Source organism: Salinivibrio sp. VYel1, from assembly GCF_009377945.1.
GTDB classification, from domain to species: domain Bacteria; phylum Pseudomonadota; class Gammaproteobacteria; order Enterobacterales; family Vibrionaceae; genus Salinivibrio; species Salinivibrio siamensis.
Map to the genome: position 1 here is coordinate 1 of NZ_RSAM01000021.1, position 17,322 is coordinate 17,322.

Consider the following 17,322-nt stretch of genomic DNA (forward strand, 5'->3'; position numbering starts at 1 on the left):
CATTAGCCAACGTGAAAGTGATGAACAAAGTCATAAGACTTGGTATGCCTGTTAGCTATCGAGTTGATTGATGGGAGTAACCCCATTGGGATCAGTACGTTAGATGAATGATTTGATCAACAACGCCCTTATGAGGGGGACACAGAACTATGAACACCTTCAAAGTTTTAGCCTACGGCCAATTTGATTACGAGTAATATGCCACCAATAGTTAAACCAATAGCTATTTTTCCCCAAGCTGTTTCGTGCCAGCTATTTTGAGTGGTTTCAGTTGGCGCTAAGGACTCGTTGTCATTGGCCTTTATATTTTTGGTGTTCTTTGCTTTGAAAAGCTTTTCTGAGCTAGTTTTATTCCTATTTAGATCAACATCTTCGCAATCTTCAAGGTCGAACATCGGTCCTTTACCTGCCATATATTACTCTCCTGATAGCAATTGCTAGAGGCTTAATCCTGAAAGCATCAGCGTTATAAGTCGCCACATTATTATCAGCGTTTATACCTTTGGTACGCTTTGCCACAATAGGATTATAGATGTTGTGAAACCTGTTTCCTCTTATGGTCACATTCTCGCAATCTTCCATGTATATGCCGGTAGACATGACGCCCCCTTAACTTTTAACGCCGCAATTACGCGCTTGTCGCGTGCATTTCTTGGTTAGGCTTTAGTGTCTGCACCAGATCCTCTAAGACATCGTCAGGTGGTTGCTCGAGGAGCTTTTCTTCATTCCGAAGAAGCCACCAGATTTTCAAGAAGGTCACCCATCCAATACCAAATGAGACTTTTAGTATCAGCTTTCTCAAGTCTCCTATGTCGTTTCTAAAAGTCTGAAGAAGATTGCCCCAGGTCGAAAGGTATTTTTCGCTATTGATCTCATTCGCAGGAAACTTAATCTCTAGGAGAAGAATAAATTCTGCAACCAATCTCGACAATCTGTATGCGGAAACAGGATCGGCTTTAGATAAACTTAAAGTGGCTGTGTCGAGCGCACGAAAAAGGTATTCCTTGTTCTTCTCTGGCAAATCCAGACTCCCTTGCCGTGTCTTCTCAAAATTCTCGACTAGCAACGAAAAAAACTCTAGCCTCTTTTCTTTTGGGACGTCATGCTTCTCATATATTTTGTGCAGCTTCTCCATGCTATCGCCAAGCCGAATGTTGAAAAACTTGAGAATCTGATCAATTCTGTATTGCTGAAAGTATAGGTCGAGCATCGGCGGTAACGCAGATGAACGATGCTGTCGCAATTCCTTCGCGTTGTTAATGGCACCCGAAAACTGGCTCAGCACCCATCCGAGCAGTACGCCAGCGAGCGGGATGAGGTACTTTGGATCAAGTTCCATAATTATTGCCTAACATTGTGTTAGTACACATGCGCGATTCCCCAAAACCGTTATACTTACTATTTTCTACCTAAGTGACTGTTCAAAATATAATTTCTTGCCTCTAATGGGTACTGCTCTTTCGCGAAAGTGTGCGTGCCGCCTATCGCTACTCAGGTATTCATACTATCCCCAAGCGTTAAGCTGTAACCGTATGACTAGTGGGCTCTTTTAATCACCTATTCTGGGATAGTGTTCATCTGCCATGGATAAATGCTCACGCTATTTGCTCTCTCTGGCAGATAAGCTGGTTAACTATCCAGTGTTTAGCCATGCTACCGTCGGCCTGTCGTCGGCACCAAACTCGCCATCGAGTTGTTAGTTTCAGGATTAGTGTATCAAGGGCTGTTTTGGTTTTCGTGCGCTATTGTCCAAAGTGTTAGATAAGCCATATTTTATGAACTGGCTGCAAAAATATTGCTAGGGACACAAAGAGGAATTGTTTAGGTGGGTTCTGTGTGAGCGATTCGAGCGAGGGCTTGTCAACGTCAGTTCAAAATTGACCCATCTATCGACGCTATCGCCAAAGTAAAACTGATTCACTAACATGTCTACCTTGTCCTGCGTGACAGGGTAGGTGTGTAAGTATGTATAGCTGAAGAATAATTGGTGCTACACAGGTCGGGTGATTGACATAACTGCGCTACAAGGAAGAGCCGACTCGCTAGGCTTGAGAAACGAAAGATAAAATAGTTGCCTCTGAAGGCAATAGAGGCAGGTCAGTGATCAGTTGATAGGCTTTTCACCTTAATCTACATTGATCAACTAAAAACCAATAACAGACCCAATACCTGTACATTCATGCAGGCTAAGCAAAGAGCCAGAGTGGCAATGAGATTTGAGGATTTTAATGATCCCCGTATCTCACGCCGTACCCAGAGCGATTTTCGGTTTATTTTAATGGCTGGAAAACCCTTATTTGATGCGTTCTAACCACACTCCCGCTTCGATATGGTAGGTAGATTGCTTGGCCTCCCACGCAGGGAGGGCAGAGTATTCAGGTAGCGAGTTTTTATCGGGGTCTACGGTTAGATCACTTTAAGCTGCTTAGTCCCAGTCACTGAGAGGCTACCTTTAGCTGCTTGCTCGATGTGCCCACTCCACCAGCACATCATTGGGCGTCGGCGTTCGATGTAATCTGTCCGGTTATACGCACTCCGTACCTGGTTGTCATCAACGTGGGCAAGTGCGGCCTCGATAAGGTCTGCATCAAAACCCTGCTCGTTGAGTGTTGTACTTGCCAGGGAGCGTAGCCCATGACTCACTAGCCGGTCGGCAAACCCCATTCGTTTTAGTGCCATATTGGCCGTTTGGCTATTACAAGGCTTTTGCGGATCACGATCTGAAGGAAAAATAAAATCACGATGGCCACTTATCGGCTTGATCACTTCTAATATCGCCAGCATCTGCTCTGTGAGTGGGATCCGGTGTTCTCTTCTTTTTTTTGTCCTCTCCGCCGGGATAATCCATAGTTCGTTATCCCAGTCTATTTCATCCCATCGCGCAGCTGCCGCTTCTGCTGGTCGCGTCATGGTGTGTAGCTGCCATTCGATGAGGCACCGGGTAACTCGTTTGATATTCGCGTAAGCAAGCTTTTGCATTAACTCTGGTAGTTCATCGGGCGTTAACGCTGCCATATGGTTCTTTTTGGGCTTTTTAAATGCGACACCAATGCCCGATAGCGGATTAGCGTGGATAAGGCCACAGTTAACAGCGTAGTTCATCATTTCGTTTAGTCGTTGGACCAAGCGCTTTAATGTCTCTAGGCTGCCCGATGCTTCAATGGGCTTTAAGGCATCTATCACCATAGGGGCAGTGATTTTGGAAAGGGGAGTAGCGCCAAGCTTTGGAAAAATGTGACGTTCCAGAGAGCGCCATATATCGGTCGCGTATCCCTCAGTCACTTGCTCTTTTTTCAGCTCGAACCACTGGTAGGCGACTTTCTCTACCGTATGCTCGGTGAGCGCAATCTCTTGCCTTTGTTGCTCTTCACGGTGTTCCTTAGGATCGATGTTTTGAGCGAGGAGGGCTCTTGCATCCATGGTCGCTTTACGCGCTTGAGAGAGGGTAACAGTGGGATAGGCACCGAGGCTGAGGTTGGTGCGCTTTTTGGTGAATGGGCGCAGGTAATTAAAAAGCCAAAGCTTAGAGCCGGTTGGTTTAACTCTTAGTCTGAGCCCGTCGCCATCATAGAGTAGGTACTCTTTCTCTTCTGGCGTTGCCGCTTTTATCTTCTTATCCGTAAGCTTAGCTATGATTTTAGCCATAATGGGTACACATCTCAGCCTCCATTTTTATCAGTGTACACCTCGGTGTACCTAAAAATCAAAGCGGTTGGTGGACCTCTATGGATCTTGATGAACGCTAAATTGTTGATTTTTCGTTATTTTAGGCAATAAAAAAGACGTCCGTGGACGTCTTTGAATATAAAATTGGTGGAGCTGGCGGGAGTTGAACCCGCGTCCAGAATCAGTCTAACCAATGGCGCTACATGCTTAGTTTGTCTTTTATCTCGTCAGTGTGCTGCGGACAAACACGCCACACAAAGACATACCCAACTTAATTTTAACGCTTCAGCTCTTGGGTCAAAGCATCCACGCGATCCTGTTTGGTTTTGACTATCCTGAATCCCCGTCCTACAGGCGGAGGCTAGGGAGGATAGGCACTCAACAGGTTATTAAGCTGCTAGTGCGTAGTTTTCGTCGTTTGCGACTATTTTTTTGCGGCTTTTTACGAGGCCAACCGCCCCTCGGCATGCTCCACGGGCCTTCTCAATCCTGTCGAATCCTGAATCAGCCCCAGAGTATGAGCGGCAGAGTCTAACAGATTGATCTGCCGCGTCAACGATTAACGCGCTGCGTTTTTCATGATCCTGGACTTTTGACGTTGCCAGTCTCTGTCTTTCGCTGTATCGCGCTTATCGTGTAACTTCTTACCTTTTGCCAACCCTATCTTCAGTTTAGCAAAAGATTGTTTCCAGTATAAAGACAGTGCCACCACCGTGAAACCGTCTCGATTGACTTTGCCTAGCAAGGTATCAAGCTCACGCCGCTTAAGCAATAACTTACGGGTGCGCTGTGGATCGGCCACCACATGCGTGGAAGCCACATTAAGCGGGGTAATGGTAGCCCCGAACAAGAAGGCTTCCCCGTCTTTTAACAACACATAGCTTTCACTGATATTGGCTTTACCTGCTCGGAGTGCTTTCACCTCCCAACCTTGTAGCTCAAGCCCTGCCTCGAAGTCATCTTCAATGAAGTATTCAAAGCGCGCTTTTTTATTCAGTGCAATGGTGTTGCTGTTTGCTTTGTTCTTTGCGTTTTTCTTAGCCATAGTGTGCGCATTATAAAGGCGATATATCGAAGAATGAAAGGATTATCGTACTCAGGGGCAGAAAGAGTAAGACTTTATTCGCGATGTTGTTTGCTAACATTGGTCAAAGTGGGTCTCGATGGTATTATCTCGCGGTTAACTTGCAAGGAGTCCCTATGCCGCAAATCATCCGCTCGGCTTTAGTGCCGTACAGTGCTGAGCAAATGTTTGCCTTGGTGAACGATGTTGAATCCTATCCCGCTTTTTTGCCCGGGTGTGTGAGTACCCGTCTTATTGAGCACACAGACACCACCATGGTTGCGTCGTTAGATGTGGCGAAAGCGGGCATAAAGAAAACATTTACCACTAAGAATTATCTGGTAGATAACAGCCGAATTGATATGACGCTGGTGGATGGACCATTTAAACGCTTGAGTGGTGGCTGGAAATTCACGCCACTATCAAGCGATGCGTGTAAAATCGAATTAGATCTCGAGTTTGAGTTTACTAACCGCTTGGTTGAAGCTGCCTTTGGCCGTATCTTCAGCGAGTTAACCAGTAGCATGGTGAAGGCGTTTACAGAGCGAGCGAAAGAGATTTATGAGTGAAGAGACATTGCTGCATGTTGAAGTGGTTTACCCGTTGCCTAATGAGCAGCGCATCTTCAACTGCGTGGTGAAGCCCGACTCGACGGTGGAAGATATTATTCGTCAATCAGGTGTCTTAAGCGCCTATCCGGAGATTGATCTTGCGACCAACAAGGTTGGGGTATTTAGCCGACCGGTGAAACTAGACGCGCAAGTGCGCGACGGGGATCGCATTGAGATTTACCGGCCGCTGCAAGCCGACCCGAAAGAGATCCGCCGTCGCCGCGCCGAACGCGCGAAACAAGAGGGGAAAGCCGATCCTGTCACCGGGGGCCGTGTTGATTCCCAGCGCAAACGCTCGTAACGGGGTAAAAAGAAAGGCGCCGATCGGCGCCTTTACTAAAGGATGAATATATAGCGGCATCAGAGTGCCGGATGCATCACCGTTACTGAACGGCTTCGAAAAATTGCTCGCCCGGCTCGAAATCACCGTCCATGTTGACTAATTGGTTATTATCGTCAAAGGAGAGGACCAGATCTTTTTGTGTCGGCGCTTCATGGCCAGGTTGTTGCCATTGCACAAAGTACCAAGTGTTGGGGTAGCCTGACTCAACGAGCATAGGAGGACCGAGAAGGAACTTAACCTGCTCTTTGGTCATGCCAAATTTCAAGGCGTCCACGGCCTTTTCTTCAATGTAATTTCCTTGGTTTATATCCACTCGATAAACCAGTTTTTCGGCATAAGAGCAGCCCATCATGGCAATCGCCATCAGAGAGGCAACGGCGGCTTTAGTCCAACCCATAGTTAATATCTTCACTGTCTTTTGATGGCAAATCACGTCTTTCGAAGACGCTTAGCAGTTCGTGCCTGCTGGCTTTCGCGCCCCGAGTATAATCAAGCAGAGAATATATGTAAAAAACCTGCTAACGACCAGCGTTTGGACGATGATAATGTGAAAAAGTTCGACGTGTGTAAGGAAATAACCGAGAAAAGCAGAGCTAGTGCACTTTTCTCGGTTTGAATGCCACATTCAACGCTGTTTTGACTTGGCAGAATCAAGCGGCCACTAGAAGATCTTCCGCGTTTGCGAGGGTGCGATCAGTGATTTCACTGCCGCCCAGTAACCGTGCAAGTTCACTAATTCGTGCCTGATAGTCGAGCGGGTACATACGGGTCGTGGTGCTGCCTTTCTCTGTGTCTTTGGCAACAAACATTTGCTGATGGCCACAGCCTGCGACTTGCGGCAAGTGGGTGACGCACATCACTTGGGTGGAGTCGCCAAGTTGACGCAAGAGTTTGCCCACAATCGCTGCTGTAGGTCCACTGATCCCTACATCAACCTCATCAAAGATAAGGCTTGGTGTTTCAACCTTCTGGGCAGTGATCACTTGAATGGCGAGCGAGATCCGAGAGAGCTCGCCGCCGGATGCTACTTTAGCCAGTGGCTGTAAAGGCTGACCTGGGTTCGTCGACACAAGAAACGCCACAGCATCGCCACCCAGTGGGCTGAGGTGGGTTTCCGCTTTATTCTCGACTTGGATCTCGAAGCTACCATGTTCCATGCTCAGCTGGTGCATGCTTTGCGTGATCAATTTGTTCAATTCTTTGGCATAGCGGCGGCGGCTTTTGCTCAATTTCTCAGCGGTGTCGAGACAGTCAGCAAACTGTTTGTCCACATCGGCTTGCAATTGCTCAATCGCCTCATCGTTATGTCCCAGTTTCTCCAACTCTTGAATCAATTGTTGATGCGTTTCATATAATGCATCGGGCTGAACCTGATGTTTGCGCGCCAAACTCATGATAGTGCTCATGCGCTGATCAAGATACTGGAGGCGTTGAGGATCCATATCGAGTTGATCAAGATAACTGCTCACTTCTTGACTCGTCTCTTGCGTTTGGATCCGCGCCTCTTCAAGCATCTCAGCGAGCGGTGAAAAGTGATTGTCCATTGCGGCTAATTCACTTAAACGCTGTTGAGCGGCGGTCAATAAACTTAGGGTGTTAGTTTCTTCGCCTTCACTGAGTAGATCCACTACCGCCTGACTGGTCATGGCGATATCACCACTGTTCGATAAGCGCTTGTGTTCTTCTTCAATGTGTTGGTATTCCTCTTCACCCAATGCGAGTTCATTGAGTTCACCCACTTGATATTCCAATAGCTGTTGCTGAGCATCAATGTCATCTTTTTTCTTGATCAATGCTTTTAGCTCATTTTTAGTGCGGCGCCAACGCTGATAGCGTGTCGCCATTTTATCCAGCAAAGACTGGTGACCGGCGTATTGATCCAACAAGGTAATCTGGTGTTCGGGACGTAACAGCTGTTGATGCGCATGCTGACCGTGGATATTAATCAATAACTGCCCAAGCGCTTTTTGTTGTGAGGCGGGAACCGGGTTTCCGTTAATGTATGCGCGTGAACGGCCTTCTTTGGTGATCACACGCCTTAGAATGCAATCGTCGCCGTCTTCGAGTTCGTTATCTTGTAGCCAGCGACGCGCGGCACTGTTTTGCTCTAAGGTGAAACTGGCAGAAATCTCTGCGCGTTTTTCACCCGGGCGAACCATATTGGCATCGGCACGATCGCCAAGGCATAAACCCAGCGCATCGATAGAAATGGATTTACCCGCCCCGGTTTCACCGGTGATCGCCGTCATGCCTTTACTAAACTCCAGCTCCAAGGATTTAACGATGGCAAAGTTTTGAATGGTTATATCGGCTAACATAGGAAACACCTGTATCTATCAACAACTGTGTATAGATACAGTATATACTGTTTTTTCATCCAGTGAATACTGTTTAGCAAGAATTGTTGTGAATGCGATGAACAGCACAAAAATTGTGCGTAAAAAAAGCAGGAAGACCTGCTCTTTATCGGATGCGGAGAATAAGAATAAGGACGTGGCTCGCTTAAAATAGCTTAGAAGACCAACCCAGTTTTTTACGTAAGGTATTGTAATAATTGTAGTCTTGAGGATGAATGAGCTTGAGAGTGGCCGGGCTTTTGTAAATATGTACCTCATCACCTGGGTTGACTGGCAAAGAGACCTGACCATCACAGCTCACTTCCAACGTGCCGCGGTTATCTGGTGAAACCAGTAATTTTATACGGCGGTTGCCATCGACGACCAGCGGGCGGCTTGACAGTGTATGCGGAAACATAGGCACGAGCGAAATCGCGTTGAGGCTGGGAGATAAAATGGGGCCACCGCCGGACAAGCTATAGGCTGTTGAGCCTGTGGGGGTCGAGATAATAATCCCGTCTGAGCGCTGAGAGAAGGCAAACTGCTCGTTAATGTACACCTCAAATTCAATCATGTGCGCGACTTGCCCGGGGTGAAGCACTGCTTCATTCAATGAGGCGTTATGACTTTTTACCTGATCATGGCGATGGATTTCGGTTTCAAGCAAAAAACGGTCTTCGTCCACGTAATCGCCGTTTAATACCGCTTCTAGCGCATGTTCGAAGGCTTCGGGATCTAAGTCGGTGAGAAAGCCGAGGTTACCGCGGTTTACCCCGATCACCTTGATATCGCAGCGAGACAATACGCGGGCAGCACCTAACATGTTACCGTCCCCGCCGATCACAATGGCCAAGTCAGCGTGTTGGCCAATGCTGACCAGATCCAAATAATGTGCATCCGGCAAACCCAGGTTAGTGCTTAAACGTGTATCGATACACACGTCATAATCGCGCTCGATAAGCCAATGGTAGAGGCCTATGTGTGTGTTAACCGCTTCCGGGTTACGAGGTTTGCCAATTAAGGCAATGCGCTGGAATGGTGTCGACATAATTAGGATCTCATCGTTATTTGAGCTCAGTATAACGCGGGAAAAAAGCGATTGTCGTGATTTGCGTTATGTGGGCGGTTGAATCACAAAGATTCATCCCCATAATACTTCCGTCAATCAAGTTGAATAGTCCCAGTGGCGTGCTGGGCAATGCCATTTGTGTCGGAGTGATCATGAGCGAAGAACAGAAAGTGAAGCAAGAGCAGGAAGCGATGAAAAACGCGCAAGCTGCTGAAGCCAAAGGTACAGAGCAGGCCGCTGAGCAACAAGCAAGTAGTGGTGCAGACATTGAGCATGAGGAAACCGCAGCCATGATTGCACGTATCACCGAACTTGAAGCGGCGCTCGAGGCGAGCGAAGCCAAGGTGCAAGAGCAGCAAGACAGTGTGCTGCGTGCCCGTGCAGACGTGGACAACATGCGTCGTCGTACCGAGCAAGAAGTGGATAAGGCGCGCAAGTTTGCCTTAGAAAAATTCGCCGGTGAGCTTTTACCTGTGATTGATAACCTTGAGCGTGCCGTGGAGATGGCCGACAAAGAAGACGAATCAATCAAGCCAATGGTGGAAGGGGTTGAGCTGACGCTGAAAACCATGATGGATACCATCGATAAGTTTGGGTTGAAAGCGATCGACCCGCAAGGTCAGCCGTTTGACCCTGAATTGCATCAGGCCATGACCATCCAAGAAAGCGCGGAGCATGAGCCAAACACCGTGATGATGGTGATGCAAAAAGGTTATGAGTTAAACGGCCGTGTTGTGCGCCCAGCCATGGTGATGGTGTCTAAAGCGCCGCAAGGTAACGTAGAAGAAAAAGCCTAACGAGGGCGCTGAAGAAGGCACTTTGCCGAACTCGATTCGGTGTTTTTTTTGCCTTCTCCCCTTGAAAAGCATTTGGCTGCCCTTATTTAAACGGCAGCACTAAATAAAAATTGCGGTGAGGGGGTTGAACCTCTCACAGTTACCCCCACATAAGGGGTAACGCATTAAAGCCACAGAACGAATTTCGGAGAGCACCAGATGGGTAAAATCATTGGTATTGACTTGGGTACAACCAACTCATGTGTCGCCGTACTTGACGGTGAAAAAACGCGCGTCATTGAGAACGCAGAGGGTGATCGTACAACACCATCGGTTATCGCTTACACACAAGATGGTGAAACACTTGTCGGCCAGCCTGCGAAGCGCCAGGCAGTGACAAACCCAGAAAACACCCTGTTTGCTATCAAGCGTCTGATCGGCCGCCGCTTCGAAGATGAAGAAGTGCAGCGTGATATCAGCATCATGCCTTACAAAATTGTTAAGGCAGATAACGGTGACGCTTGGGTTGAGGCGAAAGGCCAAAAAATGGCTGCGCCACAGGTGTCTGCTGAAGTCCTGAAGAAAATGAAGAAAACCGCTGAAGATTTCCTCGGTGAGGAAGTGACTGGCGCGGTAATTACTGTCCCTGCTTACTTTAATGACTCACAGCGTCAAGCAACCAAAGATGCTGGTCGTATCGCAGGTCTAGAAGTTAAACGTATCATCAACGAGCCAACAGCTGCGGCACTGGCTTATGGTCTAGACAAAAAAGGCGGCGATCGCACAATCGCTGTGTATGACCTAGGTGGTGGTACCTTCGATATCTCTATCATCGAAATCGATGAGGTAGATGGCGAGCAAACGTTCGAAGTATTGGCAACAAACGGTGACACTCACCTTGGTGGTGAAGACTTCGATAACCGTTTGATCACCTACTTGGTTGACGAGTTCAAAAAAGAGCAAGGTATCGACCTACGTCAAGACCCGCTAGCGATGCAGCGTGTCAAAGAAGCGGCTGAGAAAGCGAAGATTGAACTGTCTTCAGCACAGCAAACAGACGTGAACTTGCCTTATGTGACGGCGGACGCAACCGGTCCTAAGCACATGAACATCAAAGTCACGCGTGCCAAGCTAGAATCACTGGTTGAAGAGCTGGTTCAGCGTTCACTTGAGCCAATGAAAGTGGCACTGGCCGATGCGGAGCTATCAGTTGACGAAATCACTGACGTTATCTTGGTCGGCGGTCAAACTCGTATGCCAATGGTACAGGCCAAGGTGGCAGAGTACTTCGGTAAGGATGCACGTAAAGACGTGAACCCTGATGAAGCCGTTGCCATGGGTGCCGCGGCACAAGGTGGCGTACTGTCTGGCGATGTAAAAGACGTACTGCTGCTTGACGTGACCCCGCTTTCACTGGGTATCGAAACCATGGGCGGTGTGATGACCAAGCTGATTGAGAAAAACACCACGATCCCAACCAAGGCGAATCAGGTGTTCTCGACGGCAGAAGACAACCAAAGTGCGGTAACGATCCACGTGATTCAGGGTGAGCGTAAGCAAGCCATGCATAACAAATCACTGGGTCAGTTCAACCTTGAGGGCATCCAGCCTGCGCCACGTGGTGTGCCACAAATTGAAGTAACCTTCGATTTGAACGCCGACGGTATCTTGAACGTGTCTGCTGCTGATAAGCAAACGGGTCAAGAGCAGAAGATCACTATTCAAGCGTCTGGCGGTCTGAGCGACGAAGACGTTGAAAAGATGGTTCAAGAAGCAGAAGCGAATAAAGAAGCGGACAAGAAGTTCGAAGAGCTAGTGACTGCGCGTAACCAAGCTGACCAGCTGGTTCACGGTACACGTAAGCAAATGGACGAAGCGGGTGACAAACTGCCTGCGGAAGACAAAGAGAAGATCGAAACCGCCATTTCTGAGCTAGAAACCGCGCGTAACGGTGAAGATAAAGAAGACATCGACGCGAAGGTTCAAGCACTGGTTGCCGCTTCATCAAAATTGATGGAAATCGCGCAGCAGCAAGCTCAAGATGAGCAGGCGCAGCAAGACGCCGGTGCTGATTCAGCAAAACAAGACGACGATGTTGTCGATGCTGAGTTCGAAGAAGTTAAAGACGACGACAAGAAATAAGCGAAAGCACTGTCGTTAATAAGCACGGGCGTAGGGGAGCAATCTCCTTCGCCCGTCGTTTTATCAAACAGTGAATTGAACGTCTTTGTTTTGTTGACGTAAACAGGTGCAGTCAGACCATGTCTAAAAGAGATTTGTATGAAGTGCTCGGCTTAAGCCGCGATGCAAGCGAGCGCGATATTAAAAAAGCCTATAAGCGGCTGGCGATGAAATATCACCCAGACCGCAACAAAGGCGATGATGCCGCCGACCAGTTTAAAGAAATCAAGTTGGCCTACGAAGTGCTGACCGACCCGCAAAAACGTGCAGCCTATGACCAATATGGTCATGCCGCCTTTGAGCAAGGTGGTATGGGAGGCGGCGGCTTCGGCGGCGGAGGCTTCGGCGGAGGTGCTGACTTTAGCGATATTTTTGGTGACGTATTCGGCGATATATTCGGCGGAGGTCGTCGTGGTGGTCAGCAACGCGCGCAACGTGGTGCCGATTTACGCTACAACATGGAGCTTACCTTGGAAGAGGCGGTCCGTGGCGTCAGCAAAGAGATCGAAGTGCCTACTTATGTCGGGTGTAAAACCTGTGATGGCAGTGGGGCGAAACCGGGCTCGAAAAAACAAACTTGTGGGACTTGTAACGGGATCGGCCAAGTGCAAATGCGCCAAGGTTTCTTCGCGGTCCAACAAGCGTGTCCAACGTGTCATGGTAGCGGGACCATTATTAAAGACCCTTGTAATAGCTGCCACGGCCAAGGTCGCGTAAAAGAAACCAAGCACCTAAATGTGAAAATTCCTGCAGGTGTCGATACGGGCGATCGCATTCGCTTATCTGGTGAGGGAGAAGCCGGTGAAAACGGTGCTCCGGCGGGTGATTTGTATGTTCAAGTGCACGTCCGCGAACACCATATTTTCACCCGTGATGGTAACAACCTCTACTGCGAAGTACCGGTGAGCTTCACCATGGCAGCGCTCGGTGGCGAGGTTGAAGTCCCTACGTTAGATGGCCGTGTTAGCCTAAAAGTCCCAGCAGAGACACAAACGGGCCGCATGTTCCGTATGCGCGGTAAAGGGGTGCAGTCAGTTCGTGGTGGCGGTGTTGGCGATCTCATCTGCAAAATGGTGGTCGAGACTCCCGTTAACTTGAGTAGCCGACAAAAAGAGCTGCTTCAAGAACTGGAAGAGTCGTTTAGCGGCACTGAAGCGAAAAAGCACAAGCCAAAATCAGAAGGCTTTTTTGACGGTGTGAAGAAGTTTTTTGACGATTTGACCGGATAAACGCTTAGCCTGACAGACAGTAAAGCGTCATCTGTGAATAACAATTGCGAATAGTGAATAGCCAGCCTTGTGCTGGCTATTTTTTTGCCACAAGAACCTATTTCAAAGAGAAGTCTGTCGTGCCCTACTCGGAGGGAAGCGAGCAGGATGTCTCGGCTGATATGCTGGTAATTACCCCATTAGGGTGCAATGCCAACCTATTGCATGGGTCGTCATGCTGACGACCATCTGCTTGAGGGTGAGCGATAATTCTATAGCTTGTTTTACTGCCTTTTATCGAGAACTGATAGTCGGATGATACTTGGCAATCTGTGCAAACAAGCCCCTGTTCTAGAAGTTCAGAGTGAGAAACGCTTGGGTAATATGCCTTGGTGATGACTTGTATTTCTACCCAGGACTGGAGCTGTACTAACCGCCCAATCGCTGCTTTGCGTGCTTGTGTTTGCTGATACTGGTGAAAGTGAGGCACGACCACAGCCGCTAAGGTGGCAATAATGGCGAGCACTATCAGGATCTCGATCAACGTCACTCCATGTTGAAAACGGCGGCTTTGACGCTGACGCATTCTTTTTAACCTCTCGAAGAGTTGATAATGAAAACCCTACTGAGCCTATGCGGGTGTTAGCCTGCAGGCAATGGCGACCCCCAAACCTTGGGAGACAGTATGCGTTTTCAAACTCTGCGCTTAAGTCAGTGCTCTCGGCGCTGTCTTAAAAAAATGAGTGGCATCACCCTTATTGAGTCCCTGCTGGTACTGAGCGTGTTGGCGGCTGTTTGCACCATCGCGATTCCTCGCTTTTCGTCTGCCCAGCAAGCAACGATGATCGCGAGCCGCAGTGAATCGCTCACAAGTTTGTTTCATCTTGCTCAAGCTCGTGCGATGGAAGAAAGCCGGGTCTATCATCTTCGCCTGCTTAAAGCAAAAAACACCCAGTGTATCGTTGCGCAACCGAGTCGTGGAAGCGGGCTACTTAGCAGTGCACCTGATCAGCTCTCCGCCATGTCTTGCCAACAGACAAGATTGCCTATGGTGACGATCCCGACTGATATCTCGCTGTTGCTTAAAGCGAAAAAAAGCTGGGCGCCGTTACCGGAAGGTGAGATATTCTCGATTGATTTTCGCACCCAGCGACCAACCTTGAATCTGACCGTCGGTTTGGGCAGCGGCTATGGGCAAGCGCCTGACTATGTGGTCACTGTCCGTCAATACCTGGGTTTTGAATCCTGTCAGTGGGGTGGTATCGACAGTGCATGCAGCTAAGTCCAAAGGGTACTCATTGGTTGAGCTTTTAGTCGGTTTGTCAGTAAGTATTTTAGTTTCAATCACAGCACTTGCTGTCTTGACTTCGGCGACCACAATGCAAGCCAGACTCGATGCCAAGACGCGCTTATCGCTCGAAATCAGTCGCTTATTAACGATGATGGAAACTGAGATACGCCGAGCCGGGCTGTGCTACCAGTGTGGTGGCGCATCGCCCTACTTCTTTGGCAATGGTCATGAACCTCAGCTTTTATTGATTGATGAAACCCCCTCGCAGCATCAAGGGCAATGCCTTCGCTTTGCTTATCAACAAGACAGCACCCATCCTACGAATAGCGTGGGTAAAGATGACGCCAAAGGCTTTCGACTAGACACTGAAGCCCATGCCATAGAGGTTTATGAAAACCACCGAGACACAGCGAACTGGTCGTGTGAATCAGGCTATTGGCGAGATATTTCTTCTCGCGCATTGAAGATCTCGCATTTATCTTTTTCCCGTAATGCGGTGCGCACGGAAGATGGACGACGTATTACCGCATTGACCATCAAGGTTTCCGCTTCGTTAATACGCCAACCTAGCCAGCGGAAAGATGTGTCGCGAACGTTGGTTTTAGCTAACACAGTGGTCTCACCATGAAGTACATCGCAAAATGCACGCGTGACCAAGAAGGTATGGCCACTCTCGGGGTGGTCGCCAGTATCGCTCTGATTACGCTTCTGATTGTATTAGGCGCCAGTCGACGCGCAGTCAATGATATCCAACAAACACAGGCAAAAATCACGACTGAACAATCCCTTTCCAGAGCTTGGGCGGCTCTAGACTGCGCGGTAGCCAAGATTAAACATGATGGTATTCACCTATCGAAAGACGATGTGGCAGCGGGGATAGCGCAACTCTCACCTTGTCAACATATCGCAGGGAGCCAATTATGGTTGGATCCTTGGCAAAATAGTGATCGCGGAATGTGGCATCTTTACGCGACTCATGCACAGCAACAAGTCGGAGTGACCCTAGCAAAAGCCACCGGTGCACGAAGAAGTTCATTTGTCACTTCAGGATCAGCAGCGTTTTACGGTGGCAATACATGGCGACCAGCAAAGGGAAAAAAGCGAGAGGATGGTTTATATGAATGCCATTCAATTATTGCAGGCGGGGATGTCATGATTCGCCCACGCACTTCGGGTGAAGGTGGGCCTGAGAGTGAAGAGGAGAAAAGTGAAAACAAGTTCACCGTCAGCTTAGAGAGCAGTGATAAATGCGATCCCGAATATAAAACGGAGATTAGCGACTATACAGTGGCAGATAGTCGCGATGAAACCGGCGCGCGACTAAAAAAAGATGTGCAAACCAATGTTGAGAATATGGACTTGTTCAAAGAGTACTTTGGTGTTCCTCGCGCGCAGTGGAAAACAGTCAGAGAGCAATTTGAACGTCAAGGCGGCACCGTTTTTAGTACCCATGGTGATCCCTCTGAGTGTTATGATCCATTACTGAGTGCGGTTTCAAACAGTACATCATCAGAGAACGCGAATATTAAAGTGTGGGTTGATGGGCCTTGCGATTTGAGTCGGGGAGAACATGCGGTGTTAGCAAGCGATGTACCTATTCTCCTCGTTGTTCAAGACGGCATTCTGGCTTTACGAGGTGGTATGGATGCATTTAACGGTGTGATTTATCAGTTTACCTCGACGCCTAGCGATAATGATTTTGCCGATCAATGGGGGATGAGTATTTCCGAGTCTGGACAGATGTCTTGCTCGAGCTCTAATAGCAATATCCAAGAACTTTGCCCAATGATCACATCGACCGTCACCGATCCTGATCAAGCACGGCATGTCCCTTTTTGGTTTCACGGTAGTTTCATTACCAAGGGCGCATTTATTACCGACGTGCCGGATGGCCACTCCGTGGTGTATGGTTCATTCAAACCGACCTATAGTGGTGAGACATTGCAGAAGAGTTTTGCTGGGCTTAGGCAGTGGCGGCCTGTCGGTAACAGTTATCATGACATCAAACCGCCTCATGGAGAGGGGTAGCATGTTACGAGCGCGAGGTTTCTCATTTATCGAGATCTTACTGGCTCTTGTGTTGGTTTCTATGACTAGCGCTGGCGTGTATCGCCTGACAACGGATATTCAGACTCAGCAGCGTGATGCGCGTTTAGCTAAAGAGGCTATGTATTTGGCTAACAACCAACTCTCTCACTGGCGATTGATCAATACTGATGCGCCATGTTCAACAAGTAACCGTGATCCCATCAGGTTAGATAACCTTTCGGAGTGTTTGATTACGACCGAAGACTCGATCTATGAGCTGGTGGTGACTAATGTGCAAAACACACTGATAGTCGATGATAAGGTATCTGCCAAAACACTAACACTGGCAGTGCGGTGGCAAAACCGCCGTCAACAACAACAATCTCTGGTTTTCTATTTCACAGGGGCGCGGCGACAAAACGATTTCAATTAAAGTCCCCCTCCACGAACGGCAAACGTGAAGTGGTGGCTTTTTGCTCGCTTGAAACGTTTTTAAGAAAAACCCCTTGTGTCACAAAAATACCTCTCTATAATGCGCTCTCGTTGGTACGGCAAGCCGCGCTAACAACGGCAAAATAAACAAGCAAAACAAAATGCTTGACTTGTTGCCAAAGTGGCGTAACATGCCACTCCCGCTCAAGATTGAGCGGCGCTCTTTAACAATTTGACCTATGCAATCTGTGTGGGCACTCGTTGAGAATAGACAAAAAGATTTATTCGATGAACTGAGTGACCAAACGACAACTTTTA

General features: G+C 48.4%; 18 protein-coding genes and 1 other RNA gene. 9 read left to right on the top strand and 10 right to left on the bottom strand.

Annotation, left to right across the window (positions count from 1 at the left end; genetic code table 11):
- Window positions 1–167 precede the first annotated feature (167 nt).
- The 6 genes from EHW58_RS15225 to smpB all read right to left on the bottom strand — a co-directional run bounded on the left by EHW58_RS15225 (window position 168) and on the right by smpB (window position 4,711).
- A complete protein-coding gene (locus EHW58_RS15225) occupies window positions 168–413 on the bottom strand; it encodes a hypothetical protein (protein WP_152797293.1) in 246 nt (81 codons plus the stop codon).
- On the bottom strand, window positions 403–600 hold the full coding sequence (locus EHW58_RS16055; protein WP_152797294.1) for a right-handed parallel beta-helix repeat-containing protein: 198 nt from the start codon (window positions 598–600) through the stop codon (window positions 403–405). Before EHW58_RS16055 ends, EHW58_RS15225 begins: the two co-directional genes overlap by 11 nt.
- A 28-nt stretch (window positions 601–628) precedes the next feature.
- Window positions 629–1,339, bottom strand: a complete 711-nt coding sequence (locus tag EHW58_RS15235; RefSeq protein ID WP_152797297.1) for a hypothetical protein — start codon at window positions 1,337–1,339, stop codon at window positions 629–631.
- Between the two features lie 1,067 nt (window positions 1,340–2,406).
- Window positions 2,407–3,645: an integrase domain-containing protein gene (locus tag EHW58_RS15240; RefSeq protein WP_152797299.1), complete on the bottom strand. Its 1,239-nt coding sequence runs from the start codon at window positions 3,643–3,645 to the stop codon at window positions 2,407–2,409.
- A 166-nt stretch (window positions 3,646–3,811) separates the two neighbouring features.
- Window positions 3,812–4,178: a transfer-messenger RNA gene (gene ssrA / locus EHW58_RS15245) on the bottom strand.
- A 47-nt stretch (window positions 4,179–4,225) separates the two neighbouring features.
- Window positions 4,226–4,711, bottom strand: coding sequence for an SsrA-binding protein SmpB (gene smpB / locus EHW58_RS15250; RefSeq protein ID WP_046075179.1), 486 nt, complete (start codon window positions 4,709–4,711; stop codon window positions 4,226–4,228).
- A 155-nt stretch (window positions 4,712–4,866) separates the two neighbouring features.
- Here smpB and EHW58_RS15255 point away from each other — a divergent pair, with 155 nt between their 5' ends.
- Together EHW58_RS15255 and EHW58_RS15260 are read left to right on the top strand one after the other, a co-directional pair.
- On the top strand, window positions 4,867–5,298 hold the full coding sequence (locus tag EHW58_RS15255) for an SRPBCC family protein (RefSeq protein ID WP_046075180.1): 432 nt from the start codon (window positions 4,867–4,869) through the stop codon (window positions 5,296–5,298).
- Window positions 5,291–5,641, top strand: coding sequence for an RnfH family protein (locus EHW58_RS15260; protein WP_046075181.1), 351 nt, complete (start codon window positions 5,291–5,293; stop codon window positions 5,639–5,641). The genes EHW58_RS15255 and EHW58_RS15260 overlap by 8 nt, the downstream gene beginning before the upstream one ends.
- Window positions 5,642–5,723: 82 nt before the next feature.
- Here EHW58_RS15260 and bamE read toward each other — a convergent pair whose 3' ends face one another.
- The 3 genes from bamE to nadK form a co-directional block, all read right to left on the bottom strand.
- Entirely contained in the window at window positions 5,724–6,080 is a 357-nt protein-coding gene (gene bamE, locus EHW58_RS15265; protein WP_046075182.1) for an outer membrane protein assembly factor BamE, read from the bottom strand.
- Window positions 6,081–6,333: 253 nt separating this feature from the next.
- On the bottom strand, window positions 6,334–8,001 hold the full coding sequence (gene recN, locus EHW58_RS15270; RefSeq protein WP_046075183.1) for a DNA repair protein RecN: 1,668 nt from the start codon (window positions 7,999–8,001) through the stop codon (window positions 6,334–6,336).
- A 184-nt stretch (window positions 8,002–8,185) separates the two neighbouring features.
- Entirely contained in the window at window positions 8,186–9,067 is an 882-nt protein-coding gene (gene nadK / locus EHW58_RS15275) for an NAD(+) kinase (RefSeq protein ID WP_152797301.1), read from the bottom strand.
- Between the two features lie 173 nt (window positions 9,068–9,240).
- Here nadK and grpE point away from each other — a divergent pair, with 173 nt between their 5' ends.
- From grpE to dnaJ, 3 genes are all read left to right on the top strand, one after another.
- Window positions 9,241–9,885 carry a nucleotide exchange factor GrpE gene (gene grpE, locus EHW58_RS15280; protein ID WP_152797303.1) on the top strand — a complete coding sequence of 215 codons (645 nt, stop codon included), beginning with the start codon at window positions 9,241–9,243 and terminating at the stop codon, window positions 9,883–9,885.
- Between the two features lie 198 nt (window positions 9,886–10,083).
- Window positions 10,084–12,006, top strand: a complete 1,923-nt coding sequence (dnaK, locus tag EHW58_RS15285) for a molecular chaperone DnaK (RefSeq protein ID WP_046075186.1) — start codon at window positions 10,084–10,086, stop codon at window positions 12,004–12,006.
- Between the two features lie 119 nt (window positions 12,007–12,125).
- Window positions 12,126–13,274, top strand: coding sequence for a molecular chaperone DnaJ (dnaJ, locus tag EHW58_RS15290; RefSeq protein WP_046075187.1), 1,149 nt, complete (start codon window positions 12,126–12,128; stop codon window positions 13,272–13,274).
- 124 nt (window positions 13,275–13,398) lie between these two features.
- Here dnaJ and EHW58_RS15295 read toward each other — a convergent pair whose 3' ends face one another.
- The gene (locus EHW58_RS15295) at window positions 13,399–13,839 is read right to left on the bottom strand and encodes a type IV pilin protein (RefSeq protein WP_152797305.1); all 441 of its coding nucleotides are present in this window, start codon (window positions 13,837–13,839) and stop codon (window positions 13,399–13,401) included.
- A 99-nt stretch (window positions 13,840–13,938) separates the two neighbouring features.
- Here EHW58_RS15295 and EHW58_RS15300 point away from each other — a divergent pair, with 99 nt between their 5' ends.
- The 4 genes from EHW58_RS15300 (at window position 13,939) to EHW58_RS15310 (ending at window position 17,005) form a co-directional block, all read left to right on the top strand.
- Complete coding sequence (locus EHW58_RS15300; protein WP_152797307.1) at window positions 13,939–14,535, top strand: Tfp pilus assembly protein FimT/FimU; 597 nt, start codon at window positions 13,939–13,941, stop codon at window positions 14,533–14,535.
- Between the two features lie 97 nt (window positions 14,536–14,632).
- Complete coding sequence (locus EHW58_RS15305; protein ID WP_152797309.1) at window positions 14,633–15,172, top strand: hypothetical protein; 540 nt, start codon at window positions 14,633–14,635, stop codon at window positions 15,170–15,172.
- A complete protein-coding gene (locus EHW58_RS15725) occupies window positions 15,169–16,572 on the top strand; it encodes a hypothetical protein (RefSeq protein ID WP_172970399.1) in 1,404 nt (467 codons plus the stop codon). Before EHW58_RS15305 ends, EHW58_RS15725 begins: the two co-directional genes overlap by 4 nt.
- 1 nt (window position 16,573) lies before the next feature.
- Entirely contained in the window at window positions 16,574–17,005 is a 432-nt protein-coding gene (locus EHW58_RS15310) for a prepilin-type N-terminal cleavage/methylation domain-containing protein (protein ID WP_046075192.1), read from the top strand.
- Window positions 17,006–17,322 lie beyond the last annotated feature (317 nt).